A 13,123-nucleotide genomic window follows, 5' to 3' on the forward strand; every position below is an offset into this window, starting at 1 on the left:
ATAAATATTTTGATTGATTTTGTCGTTTTTTATACTTTGTATAAATGTATAAATATCATCGATTCTGCAGGCATATTCATTAGCCATTGTTCTAAAAACATTTGCCTCATGAGTACTATTTTTAAGCTCTTTTTTTAAATTTTGTTGCTCACTTTGACAAATCGAAAGGGTTTCATAAAAATGAGATATCTTGTTTTGAAATTTTCTAATCTCATATTTTAAAAAGTGGTGTCTTTTAATAAATTGATTAAAGTTTTTTCGACTAGCATAAATTTTTTCATACTCATTTAGCTCATCTTGATGCTCTAAAATTTTATTTGCATATTCATTACATAGTTTTTTAAGGGCCGCTTCAAACTCGTTTTTATCGCATTCGTGATCAAAATCTTCTTTGTAAATTTTGCTATTTTTAAATAAAAATTTATAGCTTTGTTTTTGTGTGAAAGAAACAAGTAAAATATAGTCGTATTCATCGCCATAAAAATATCCACAAACTGAACTTTTATAGCTCATTTTTTACCCTTTTAGCATAAAAATCTTTCTTAAATTTGGCAAATTCGCCTCTTTCTATCGCCTCTCTCATCTCTTTCATTAAATTTAGATAGTAGTGCAGGTTGTGAAGGCTTGCTAGCCTAAAAAATGTGAGCTCCCTTGCCTTAAAAAGGTGATTTAGATAGCCTCTGGAGTAGTGCTTGCAGGTATAGCACTGACACTGTGGGTCGATTGGCGCGTGGTCGTTTATAAATTTGGCTGATTTTATATTTATCTTGCCAAAGCTAGTAAAGAGCGTGCCGTTTCTTGCATTTCTTGTTGGCATTACGCAGTCAAACATATCAACGCCTCGCTCCACGTTTTCCACGAGATCTTCTGGTGTGCCAACGCCCATTAGATAACGCGGCCTTAGCTCATCCATAAATGGCATAACCGCCTCAACAGTGTCATACATCGCCTCGTTGCTCTCGCCAACGCTTAGACCTCCTATCGCAAGGCCATCAAATGGCAACTCATTTAAAGCTTCGGCGCAAAATTTACGCGCATCATAATCAGTACCTCCTTGAACGATACCAAAGATATTTTGGTTTAGCCCAACGCCCTTGTTTTGCATAAATTTGTGATAATCAATCGCCTCTCTTGCCCATTTTATCGTTCGCTTTATGCTTAGATCGATCCTCTTTGGCTCAGCAGGTAGGGCAACCAAATCATCAAGTATCATCATAATATCGCTACCTAGGTCATACTGCGTGTCAAGGACAGATCTTGGTGTGAAGTAGTGTGTGCTGCCGTCGATATGGCTTTTAAATTTTATCCCGCCATCATCATTTTTGGTGTTTGATCTAAGCGAGAATGCCTGAAATCCACCGCTATCAGTTAAAAATGAGCGCTCAAATTTAGAAAATCCATGAAGTCCGCCAAACTCGCGCACGACCTTGCTACCAGGGCGTAGATACATGTGGTAAGTGTTTGCTAAGATTATCTTTGCGTCTAAAATTTCACTCATATCAAAGGCGTCTAAGCTTTTAACCGCGCCAACCGTGCCAACTGGCATGAAAACTGGCGTTTGTATAACGCTATGGGCAGTTGTTAGGATACCACGCCTTGCGTTGCCATCTTTTTTTATAACTTCAAATTTCATTGTTATCCCTTATTTTCTGATTTTTTATTTTAACAAAATTTATAATATAATCCAGAAATTTTAAGGCAAAGGAACTTTTTGCAAAATAAAAATGATGTCATTTTTGTAGTGGCAAATGGCGCTCAGACTATAAAATTTATAGGTGAGTTTAGCTATAAAGACGCAAAAAATTTACAAAGCATTTTTAAAAAAATCCAAAAACTTAGCGGCAATGTTAAATTTGATTTTAGTGAGCTAAAAAGCATTGATTACGCTGTTTTGATACTTTTAAGAAATGCACTAAATGGTAAGAAATTTGAGATCATTACAAATGATGAGAATATAAAGGCAATGGGCGATCTTTTAAATGATGAAAAGATCGATTTTAACTACATGCCGCCGCACAATAGTCTAAATTTTTTCTCACGACTCGGTGAAAAAATTTGTGAAGGTTTTGTGAATTTAGCTGAGTTTGGTACATTTTTGGGCGAATTTTTAATAAAAAGCGTAAAAATTTTATTTAATCCAGCCAGTCTTAGATTTAGAGAATTTAGTAACTATATAAAAGATGGCGGCGTAAATGCCGTTTTTATCGTTTCACTCACCGCTTTTTTGATAGGTGTCGTGCTTGCCTATCTTGGCAGTGCGATGCTTGCAAGCTTTGGGGCAAGTATCTTTATAGTAGAGATCATGGGTATGCTGACGCTTAGAGAAGTGGCTCCACTCATCGCTGCTATTGTCATCGCAGGTAGGTCAGCTTCTAGCTTTACAGCGCAAATAGGCGCCATGAAGCTAACTGAGGAGATAGATGCGATGAAGACGATGGGGTTTGAGCCGTTTAACTTTTTGGTGCTGCCGCGCATCATCGCAATGGTGCTTTGTGTGCCAGTCATTATCTTTATAGCTGATAGCATAAGCATCTTAGGGCAGATGATCATTTGCCAAACGATACTTGATATCAGTTTTAGCGACTATCTAAATAGATTTCGCGAGATGGTCGAGCTTAGGCATTTTGCTGTTGGTATGATAAAAGCTCCATTTTTTGGCGCAGTAATAGCAATAATTGGCTGCATGAGAGGATTTGGTGTGAGTCAAAATGCTCAAAGCCTTGGAGCAATGACAACCGTTAGCGTTGTAAATGCGATATTTTGGGTCATTGCACTTGATGCGTTTTTTGCGATAATTTTTATGTGGCTAAAGATATGAACGAGATAATAGTTGGAAAAAACATAACGACAAGTTATGGCGATAAGATAATGCACGATAACGTGAGCTGGAGCGTCAAAGAGGCTGAAATTTATGGCTTTTTAGGTGGCAGTGGCGCTGGCAAAACGACGCTTATGAAGACGATGATATATCTAAAAAAGCCAAGCGAGGGCGATATATTTTTTGATGGCGTCAATATGTGGAAAAGTAGTCAAGCAGAGCAGCAAGAGATCAAGCTAAAAAGTGGGACGATGTTTCAATTTGGCGCACTTTATAGCTCGATGACGATCCTTGATAACGTGGGCGTTTTGCTTCATGAGTACTCTAAATTTAACAAACGTCAGATCGATGAGATAGCGATGTTTTGGATACAAAAAGTGGGGCTTAAAAAAGAGGTCTCGATGCTTTATCCAAGTGAGCTAAGTGGCGGTATGAAAAAGCGTGCCGCACTTGCAAGAGCCTTGGTGCTAAGCCCAAGGGTACTATTTTTAGATGAGCCAAACAGCGGCCTTGATCCTGTTAGCTCGCGGCAGATGGACGCGCTCATAAAAGAGCTTCGTGATAGCATCGGCGTGACTGTTGTCATGGTGACTCATGATGCTGATAGTATTTTTGATATTTTGGATAGATTTTTGATAATAGATAACAAAAAAATAGCCTTTGAGGGAAATATAAAAGAGCTTGAATATCTTAAAAACAACCCACTTGAAGAGCTATTTAAAATGAGGAAAAAGTAGATGGAAAATAGAAATTCTTATACCATTGTTGGCATGTTTTTTATGGCTTGCCTTACAGCATTTGCGATATTTATCTGGTGGATGACTAGTAAAAACAATACAAAGGTTGATTTTAAAGAGTACTACATCCACACAACCGAGCTACCAAGTGGTCTAAAGGTCGATTCTACGGTTAAATTTATCGGTGTGCCAGCTGGAAGTGTTAGTGATATAAATTTTGTCGATGATAAAAACGCTCTTATAAACATCACAATGAAAATTAGAGAAGATCTGCCGATAAAGGCTGATAGCGTGGCAAGTATAGAAGTTCAGGCCATCAGCGGTGTGGCTAGTATAAATATAAGCCGTGGCACAAAAGACTTTACATCAGGTCAAAAGCCTATCTTGCAGCTTGAAGAGAGCCTCTTTTCAAAGCTTGGAAACAACGCTGAAAACATTACTTTAAAGATAAATCAAACACTTGATAAAGTCGATAACTTTTTCTCGCCTGAAAATATCGCTCACGTAGAGTCGGTCCTTAAAAATATCGATAAATTTACACAAGTTTTAACAGACGAAGAGGGGCTAAGTGAGGTTGATAGTATCGTTAAAAATGTGAAAAATTTTACAGACACTTTAAACAAAACCGACACAAAAGAACTGGTTAAAAATTTAAATAGACTAATTTCAAATGCAAACCAAGTTTTTGTATCGGCAAATTCGGCTATCACCGGATATAATTCGCTGCAAGAGCTCATCACAAAAAAGGCTAAAGATGGTGAATACGACCTTAGAAATACAGTTGGGCCGTTATTAAGAGAAGCGAGTGATTTTTTAAATGGATTTGACAAGACGCTTCGCGAATTTAGAGGCGCGCTTCAAAGGCTTGAAGATAATCCTTACGAGTTTTTCTTTACAAATCCAGTGCCAAATGACAAAGGAGATAAAAAATGAGAAATTTAATCTTTCTAACGGCTACGCTTTTATTTCTTGGCTGCTCGCTAAAGACGGATGTGCCAGTTGCAACGATGTATGAAATTCACTATTCAAACAAGGCATGCTCAGCTGAAAACAAGCAAAAAGAGCTAAAAAATGTCTTCATCGAAAATGTAAGCGCTCTTGATATGGTCGATACTAGAAAAATTTTGATCGTAGCTGAGAATAATAAAATCAGATACCTAAGCGATGCTAAATTTGTATCTGAGCCAAGCGAAATGGTCTATAAATCGCTTGTAAAAGGACTTTATTCAAACTGTGCTGCAAAGCCGATATTTTCACCAAATGCAAAGGATCTTAGACTAAAAGTGAGCATCATCTCACTTCAGATAAGAGGCGACAAAGCCGAAGTTTCACTAGCTTACGAGCTATTTAATGCAAACACTTCACTAAAATCAGGCATGATCACAAAAGAAATTTTCTGTCCAGATCCAAGCTCAAGTACTATTTTTGATACGATAAATAAGGCTACAAATTTAGCAATCGATACGCTAATCTCTGAAATAATCTCTTAAATTTTCTTGGCTGTAAATTTTAAATTTATAGCCAAGATAGCTTATTTTAAAGACCTTTTGTTATAATGTGAGCTTTAAAATACGGAGAATTGATGAAGAAAATTTTAATAATCGCAGATGGAACTTTCGCAAGAAATTTTTTAAACAGACTGCTTGAAACAAAATCAAATTTACATCACTATATCGTTGTTTCAAGTGAGGATTACAGCCAAAAATCAAATTATGAAAATTTTACATTTTACCAGTTTGACCCAACTAGCCTCTCAAAGCTAAAAAGCGTGAGCGATGACTATTTTAGTCAGTTTTGTATAGTTTGCGATGATAAAAATGAAGCGGTTGCAGTTTATGAAAATTTAAGACAGATCAGCACAAAGACCGAGGCTGTTTTTATGAACTCGTGGGAGCTTGATGAAAAATGCAAAGAAATATTTGCAAGTGATAAACACTTAAGCGTGGTTGATATCAGAGATATTGCAGCATCAAGGCTTATGGACTATTTGCCAGATCTACCAGTTTTAGCCGATAATATCGGGCTTAGTGAGGGCGAGATCATGGAAGTTAAGGTACCAATAGGTAGCTCTTATATGTATCGTCACATTAGCTCAGTAGCTCAAAAAAAATGGCGAATAGCTCTCATATATCGAGGCAGCGAGATCATCTTGCCAAAGCCAAATGTAATGATTCAGCCAAGCGATATATTACTAATCGTTGGTGATCCAAATGTGCTTCAAAATGTTTATCGCTCGATCAAGCGTGAAAGTGGGCAGTTTCCAAGTCCGTTTGGTAGCAACATCTATGTGCTGATCGATATGATCTCGATGGACAAAGAACGTGTTAGCAAGCTCATAAAGGATAGCTTGTATTTGCATTCAAAGCTAAATAATAAACGCCTTTTTTTTAGAGTGATAAATCCAACTTTAGGTGAAAATTTAGATACTTTAAAAGCGATAAAAGAGAAAAACATCATCGTTTTGATGGATTATTTTAATAGTGATAACAAATCTATAAAACATGATGTTTTAAAGCACGACATCGGCCTAATCTTAAGCGATGATAAGTACTTTTTTAAATTTAAAAAGCTATTTTACGAACTAAAACTTCCAGTGCTAAAAACGGGTAAAATTTTGCTCTCAAATATAAAAGAGGGCGTTATACTAGGCGATCAAAGTCAAGAAGTGGAGAATCAATCAGCCGTGATAACAGACTGCTGTGCACAGCTTGATTTGGAGATGAAATTTTACTATTTTGATAATAAGCATAGCGATGATGAGGCGTTAAGAGAGCATTTTGAGAGCATTAGCGCGCTATTTTCTAAACGCATAAAGATAGAAAATCACAATCTTAAAAATCCGCTTGTAAAACTAAAAAATACAAAAGATTTGCTTCATTTTGTAATGTTTACTAAAAGCGTGGCAAATGGTGGGGCATTTGCCTTTTTATCGACAAATTTAAATAGGCTTTATAAAAAACTAAGCCAAAATGCACAGCTTTTTGTGCCAGTAAGTGAGTAGAAATGCAGATAAATTTAAATCTTAAAGAAAAGGCGTCAGGCTATAAAATTTATATAAATGAGCTTAAAAATCTTGAGTTAAAAGGTAAGGTTGGTATCGTTACAAATGCTAAAGTAGCAGGGCTTCATCTTGAAAAACTACTTAGTGTTTTAAAATGCGATGAGAAATTTATTATAAGTGTGCCTGACGGCGAGGAGTATAAAAACCTTGAAACGATAGAGCAAATTTTAGAGCAGCTTTTTGTTAGTAAATTTGATCGCTCATCTACGCTAATCGCCTTTGGTGGTGGCGTCATAAGCGATATGACTGGCTTTGCGGCGAGCATCTATGAAAGAGGAATAAGCTTCATAAATATTCCAACTACGCTTCTAGCGCAAGTTGATGCGAGTGTGGGCGGAAAAACTGGAGTGAATAATAAATTTGGCAAAAATTTAATAGGCTCTTTTTATCAGCCAAAGGCGGTTTTTTGTGAGATAAATTTCTTAAAAACACTGTCAAAGAGAGAATTTGCAGCTGGCGTGGCTGAGGCTTTAAAGATGGCGATAACCTTTGATAAAGAGATGTTTGATTGGCTAAAAAGCGTAAATTTAGATGATGAAAACTTAGCTAAGCTGGTTGAAAAGTCGGTAATTTTAAAAGCAAAAGTGGTTGAACAAGATGAGAAAGAAAAAGGGCTAAGAGCCATCCTAAACTACGGCCATACCTTTGCTCACGTTATAGAAAATGAGACAAATTATAAAGAATTTTTACATGGCGAGGCGGTGGCAATAGGTATGAATATGGCAAATCGCTTAAGTGTAAAACTAGGGCTCATTAGCGAGGCAGAAGCAGAGAATATCAAACAGGTTTTAATGAAATTTGGCCTTCCAGTAAGCTACAAAATAGAAAATGAATATGCATTTTACGAGGCATTTTTTATGGATAAAAAGACAAAAGATGATAAGATAAATTTCATCATTGCAGATAAAATCGGCAGTGCGATCATCAAAAATGACGTCAAAAAAGAAGATGTTTTAAAAATTTTAAGAGAATTTAAATGAAAAAGATCATAGTTTTAATACTTTTTTGCTTTACCCTTTATGCCGAAGAAAACGTTACGCTTGAGCAAAATGGCTCGCAAAATTTACAAAATAACGAGCTTATAAAAGATATTTCAAATCTAGATAACTCCCTAAAAAACAATATCTGGATCACAAGATATGCTAACTATAACACTTATCAAAGGCTTATTGATGAGCTTGAAAAAAATGAAAATGAACTAAAAAAGCTAGATAAAAGCTCAAGAAGAGGCAGTGATATCATAAAGAGAATCCAAACTCTAAAAGAGCAGATAAATTTACTAAAAGAGTATGAAAAAACGCCATTTTCAAATATGTTAGCAGCTCCTGAAATGGATACTCCACCAAGGATAACAAGTCCTGTTGCACTTATATCTGGCTTTTCGTATATCAAAAAGATAAAGAGTGATAAGATTGAGTATCAAAGGCATATAAAAGAGCTTGATACGCTTTTAGAAAAGCTTGAAACAAAAGAGAATTTACTAAATAGACTAAATTTGATAGAAGAAAATGAGCAAAATAGGGAAAGCCTAAACTTGGTAAAACAAGAAATAGGTGACTTTAAAGCTGCAAAACAGATCGCTGATACAACTTATAATGTCTATGAAAAAAGAGCTGATGAGGCTATAAATTTAACCACCTCTGATATAAAAGCCCAGTTTTTAAGTATGGGCTATACAGCTATCATCATTCTTTTGACGATCGGGCTAACATTTATCGCTAAATTTATCGTTAAAAGAACAATTACCGATAATGAGAGATTTTACACGGTCAATAAATTTTTAAACGTTTTAAATATCACCGTTATCATCATAATCTTACTTTTTTCGTATATCGAAAACGTCACATATCTAGTAACCGTGCTAGGTTTTGCTTCAGCTGGTATCGCCATTGCGATGAAAGATATGTTTATGAGTATGCTTGGCTGGATGGTGATCATGTTTGGCGGCTCTATACATGTGGGTGATAGGATAAGGGTGCTTCATGATGGTAGCGAATTTGTGGGCGATGTGATCGATATCTCTTTACTTAGGCTGACCGTTTTTGAGGATGTTAGCTACTCGACTTATAAGACGAACCGCCGTGCAGGTAGAATTATCTTTGTGCCAAATAACTATATCTTTACTGACCTCATCGCAAACTATGCTCATTATGGTATGAAGACCGTTTGGGATGGTATAGATATCGTTATAAGCTTTGATAGTAATCATAAAAAAGCTGTGTATCTAGCAAGAAATGTCGTTAAAAAATACTCAAAAGGCTATACCGATATCGCAAAACGCCAGATGAATAAACTAAGAAGCCAGTACAGCATCAAAAACCCAAATGTCGAGCCAAGAATTTATACATTTTTTGAGCCTTATGGTATAAATGTCTCATGTTGGTATATGGCAAATTCTTATGCGACTTTGGCTCTTAGAAGCACTATTAGCGCAGAGATAATAGAAGCATTTTTAGCTCAAGATGATATAAAGATCGCTTATCCAACACAAACTATGTTTATAGGCAAAAAAGAAAATCCAAGCGATCATACAGCCTATGGTGAGCAAGAGAGCGAAAGTGTTTGATGCAAAAGATATTTTTTAAAACATTTGGATGTCGCACAAATATCTATGATACAGAGCTTTTAAAAAGCTATATCAAGGACTACGAGATCACAAATGATGAAGAGAGCGCTGATATCGTGGTCATAAACTCGTGCACTGTTACAAATTCTGCTGATAGTGGTGTCAGAAACTACATAAACGGCGTAAAAAGGCGTGGGGCAAAGGTGGTGCTGACTGGATGTGGCGCGGTTAGTAAGGGCAAAGAGCTATTTAATAGCGGTATATTTGGCGTACTTGGAGCTAGCAAGAAGAGCGATCTAAATGAACTTTTAAAGCAAGAAAAGCCATTTTTTGAGCTTGGAAATTTAAACTCGGTCGATAAAAATATAGTTACAAATTATGAAAATCACACAAAGGCTTTTATAAAAATTCAAGAAGGCTGCAACTTTAGCTGCAGCTACTGCATCATCCCTTCGGTCCGCGGTAAGGCTAGAAGTATGGATGAGACCATGATATTAAAAGAGGCAAGAATTTTAGCCCAAAACGGCTATAATGAGCTTGTCTTAACTGGCACAAATATAGGCAGTTACGGCAAAGATACAAATAGCTCTCTTGGTAAGCTTTTAGCAAACTTGGGTAAAATTTCTGGCATTAGACGCATTCGGCTTGGAAGCATTGAGCCAAGCCAGATAGATGAGAGCTTTAGAGAAATTTTAAAAGAAGAGTGGCTGGAGCGTCATTTGCACATCGCACTTCAGCACACGAGTCAGGCGATGTTAAAGATCATGCGAAGACGAAATAACGCATTTAGTGATTTGGAACTTTTTAATGAGCTTAGCTCTCTTGGCTTTGCCCTTGGCACGGACTATATCGTGGGTCATCCTGGTGAGAGTGAGGAGATATGGACAGAGGCGGTTGAAAATTTTAAAAAATTTCCTATTACGCATCTGCATGCTTTTGTCTATTCGCCAAGGCGTGATACGCACTCAGCTACGCTAAAAAGCGATGTTAGCGGCGATGTAGCAAAAAGTAGGCTAAAAATTTTACAAGGTATAGCTTTGCAAAATAATGAAAATTTTAGAAAAAAACATAACGGAGCTTTGAAAATTTTAGTCGAGCAAAAAAATGGTGAGTTTTACGAGGGTTTTGATCAGTTTTACAACAAAGCTAAAATTTTAAGCCAAAAAGATATAACAAAAGAGTGGGTGGAGGTAAGCGAATATGAAGTTAAGCCAGATGCCAATTATGCAAAAATTTAAATTTAGTAGAAAAAATATCCTAATAATCGCCGCCATTGCTTTAATAGGTGTGCTACTTTTTGCCGTTAGCAAAGAGCCACGAAATATCACATACTCTCAGTATATGCAGCTCATGGAGGGAAATTTTGTCGATAGAGCAGTCATAGACGGTGATGAAGTTATACTTTATGCACAAAACAATCGCTTTTCTATCATAAAAGAGGGCATCGATCTAAAAGAGCTTATTAAAAAAGTGCCTGTTGAAAAGACTAAGCAATACATCACTCCTGGCATGATCTGGGGATTTATCATCTTTGTCTGCTTTGTACTTTGGTATGCTTATATCTTTAGAAGTATCAGAAAAAAAGAGGAGAGCTTGCTTAGCAAAAAAGATGGCGCATTTGAGATAGAAAGCGTGCTAAATCAAAACACTATGCCAGTCATCTCAAATGTGAGATTTAGCGATGTAGCTGGTATTAGTGAGGTTAAAAGCGAGCTTAGCGAGATAGTTGATTTTCTTAAAAATCCACAAAAATATAGAAATTTTGGTATCAAAATGCCAAAAGGCGTGCTGATGATCGGCCCTCCAGGCGTTGGTAAGACGCTTGTGGCAAAGGCAGTTGCTGGTGAGGCAAATGTGCCATTTTTTTATCAAAACGGTGCAAGCTTTGTGCAAATTTATGTCGGCATGGGCGCAAAGAGAGTACGAGAGCTTTTTAGTAGAGCCAAGTCCTATGCGCCGTCAATCATCTTTATCGACGAGATAGATGCTGTTGGTAAGAGCAGGGGTGGGACTAGAAACGACGAGCGAGAAGCCACGCTAAATCAGCTGCTAACTGAGATGGACGGCTTTGAAGATAACTCGGGCGTCATCGTTATAGCTGCCACAAATAGGATCGAAATGATCGATGAGGCACTACTTAGATCAGGGCGTTTTGATAGGAGAATTTTTCTTTCTATGCCTGATTTTAACGATAGGGTAGCGATCTTAAACACATATCTAAAAGATAAAAACTGCGAAGTGGCGGCTGAGGATATCGCCAAAATGAGCGTTGGCTTTTCAGGTGCGGCACTTAGTACGCTTGTAAATGAAGCTGCGATAAATGCCCTAAGAAACGGCGAGAGTGTGCTTAAAATGAGAGATTTTGAGGCTGTTTTAAACAAGGTCTTGCTCGGTAAGAAAAAGGTGCTAAGCTATAGCGAAAACGAAAAGAAAATTCAAGCCATTTATCAAGGAGCAAAGGCGCTAAGTGCTTACTGGTTTGATGTGAAATTTGAAAAAATTTCTCTTATAGAAGATAGGTTTATGGCCACAGAGCAAGAGATCGAGTCAAAGTCGCAGATGATATCTCGTATCAAGGTGCTCATCGCTGGTATGTGCAAGCTTGAGATAGATGAAAACGACATCTTTTCAAACTCGAGCAGTGATCTAAATTTAGCCAAAGAGATCGCATCAAAGATGGTTTATGAATACGGCATGGGAAGTTCATTTGTCCCTAATCCAAATGATGTAGAAGAAATTTTAAAACAAGCAAAAGAAGAGATAATGTCCTTTTTAAAGGGTACAAACGAGCAGATCGCAAAGATCAGCTCATATCTGCTAGCGTACGAGAGTGTAGATAAAGAGACGCTGGTAAAAATTTTAAATGAAAACTACTAAAGGAGAAAAAGTGAAAGCAAAAATAGGTATATTAACCCTTTCTGACCGTGCAAGCGAAGGCACATACGAGGACAAATCAGGTCCAGCGATCAAAGAGGTGCTTGACAGCTGGATAGTGAGCGAGCGTGAGTACTTTTACGAGGTTATACCAGATGAGTTTGAGCTGATAAAAGAGAGGCTTGTGTACATGGTGGACGTGCTTGGCTGCGACCTTGTGCTCACTACCGGTGGCACAGGACCGGCAGTGAGAGACGTTACGCCAGAGGCTACTGAGGTGGTTTGCGAGAAGATGATGCCAGGCTTTGGCGAGCTAATGAGAGCTGCAAGCCTGCAATACGTCCCAACAGCGATCCTATCACGCCAAACAGCAGGCATCAGAGGCCATGCACTCATCATAAATTTACCAGGTCAGCCAAAGGCTATAAAAGAGTGCTTGGAGCCGGTATTTCCATCAGTTCCGTACTGCATTGACTTGATAGAGGGAGCATTTATTGAAACTGACGAAAATGTCATGAAAGTATTTCGTCCAAAACAAAAGAAAATCTCGTAAATGGGTTTGACAGATAGCCTAAATTTAAAAGCCACTGCCTTTGCAAATAGGTGGCGACTTGTTATTAAAATTTGGCTTGTTTTTTCTTTTTTATCCTATGCGCTGGCCTACTATCTTGGGTTAGAGGTTTTTGGCTTTATCTCTGCCATTTCTATCTTTGGCTGTGTTTGCCTGCTAGCCTTTAGCTCACTTCTTTGGTTTATCGCTAGCCTTGTATTTTTGCAACCTTTGGTATTTTTACTACTTGAAAAATTTGATGAAAGCATTACTGTTTATGCTTTAGCCTGCTCAATTTGGCTGCTTGGCTGGATCACTTTGTCGCTTGTGGTCGATGATAAATTTGCAAGACTGGGAAATGACATCTTGCTAAAGATCTCTCGCATAGTTCTTGTTAGCGAGTTTGCCTTGCTATATTTTTTAACTACAACAGCAGCCTTGACATAGAGACTTTAATAAAGTCAAATTTGACAAAGTCGCTGCTTTTAGTGCTAAACTCCTATATGCTGCCATCGCT

General features: G+C 37.4%; 13 protein-coding genes. 11 read left to right on the forward strand and 2 right to left on the reverse strand.

The features are described from left to right. Both CVS92_RS03290 and tgt read right to left on the reverse strand, forming a co-directional pair. Nucleotides 1-513: peptidylprolyl isomerase (locus tag CVS92_RS03290; protein WP_107788498.1), on the reverse strand; the 513-nt coding region annotated here is incomplete at its 3' end. Continuing rightward, nucleotides 503-1,633, reverse strand: coding sequence for a tRNA guanosine(34) transglycosylase Tgt (gene tgt / locus CVS92_RS03295; protein WP_103580337.1), 1,131 nt, complete (start codon nt 1,631-1,633; stop codon nt 503-505). The genes tgt and CVS92_RS03290, both read right to left, overlap by 11 nt. Nucleotides 1,634-1,711: 78 nt before the next feature. On the opposite strand from tgt, the gene CVS92_RS03300 reads away from it, so the two are divergent. From CVS92_RS03300 to CVS92_RS03350, 11 genes are all read left to right on the forward strand, one after another. After that, on the forward strand, nt 1,712-2,818 hold the full coding sequence (locus CVS92_RS03300) for an MlaE family ABC transporter permease (protein ID WP_103580338.1): 1,107 nt from the start codon (nt 1,712-1,714) through the stop codon (nt 2,816-2,818). Further along, the gene (locus tag CVS92_RS03305) at nt 2,815-3,555 is read left to right on the forward strand and encodes an ABC transporter ATP-binding protein (RefSeq protein ID WP_107788499.1); all 741 of its coding nucleotides are present in this window, start codon (nt 2,815-2,817) and stop codon (nt 3,553-3,555) included. Before CVS92_RS03300 ends, CVS92_RS03305 begins: the two co-directional genes overlap by 4 nt. Beyond that, the gene (locus CVS92_RS03310) at nt 3,556-4,488 is read left to right on the forward strand and encodes an MlaD family protein (RefSeq protein WP_087577005.1); all 933 of its coding nucleotides are present in this window, start codon (nt 3,556-3,558) and stop codon (nt 4,486-4,488) included. Further along, complete coding sequence (locus CVS92_RS03315) at nt 4,485-5,045, forward strand: ABC-type transport auxiliary lipoprotein family protein (protein WP_021090524.1); 561 nt, start codon at nt 4,485-4,487, stop codon at nt 5,043-5,045. Before CVS92_RS03310 ends, CVS92_RS03315 begins: the two co-directional genes overlap by 4 nt. A 92-nt stretch (nt 5,046-5,137) precedes the next feature. Continuing rightward, on the forward strand, nt 5,138-6,556 hold the full coding sequence (locus CVS92_RS03320; RefSeq protein ID WP_107788500.1) for a COG3400 family protein: 1,419 nt from the start codon (nt 5,138-5,140) through the stop codon (nt 6,554-6,556). Nucleotides 6,557-6,558: 2 nt separating this feature from the next. Further along, the gene (aroB, locus tag CVS92_RS03325; RefSeq protein WP_107788501.1) at nt 6,559-7,596 is read left to right on the forward strand and encodes a 3-dehydroquinate synthase; all 1,038 of its coding nucleotides are present in this window, start codon (nt 6,559-6,561) and stop codon (nt 7,594-7,596) included. Further along, on the forward strand, nt 7,593-9,182 hold the full coding sequence (locus tag CVS92_RS03330) for a mechanosensitive ion channel domain-containing protein (RefSeq protein WP_107788502.1): 1,590 nt from the start codon (nt 7,593-7,595) through the stop codon (nt 9,180-9,182). Before aroB ends, CVS92_RS03330 begins: the two co-directional genes overlap by 4 nt. Continuing rightward, nucleotides 9,179-10,420, forward strand: a complete 1,242-nt coding sequence (gene mtaB, locus CVS92_RS03335; protein WP_199906403.1) for a tRNA (N(6)-L-threonylcarbamoyladenosine(37)-C(2))-methylthiotransferase MtaB — start codon at nt 9,179-9,181, stop codon at nt 10,418-10,420. Before CVS92_RS03330 ends, mtaB begins: the two co-directional genes overlap by 4 nt. Continuing rightward, nucleotides 10,383-12,059: an ATP-dependent metallopeptidase FtsH/Yme1/Tma family protein gene (locus CVS92_RS03340; protein ID WP_413784234.1), complete on the forward strand. Its 1,677-nt coding sequence runs from the start codon at nt 10,383-10,385 to the stop codon at nt 12,057-12,059. Before mtaB ends, CVS92_RS03340 begins: the two co-directional genes overlap by 38 nt. 10 nt (nt 12,060-12,069) lie before the next feature. After that, complete coding sequence (gene mog, locus CVS92_RS03345) at nt 12,070-12,609, forward strand: molybdopterin adenylyltransferase (protein WP_084041370.1); 540 nt, start codon at nt 12,070-12,072, stop codon at nt 12,607-12,609. Then, nucleotides 12,610-13,053 (forward strand): hypothetical protein, encoded by a 444-nt coding sequence (locus CVS92_RS03350; protein ID WP_199906404.1) that lies wholly within the window; start codon nt 12,610-12,612, stop codon nt 13,051-13,053. Nucleotides 13,054-13,123: the final 70 nt, after the last annotated feature.

The organism is Campylobacter concisus, from assembly GCF_003048555.1.
Lineage (GTDB): Bacteria > Campylobacterota > Campylobacteria > Campylobacterales > Campylobacteraceae > Campylobacter_A > Campylobacter_A concisus_AO.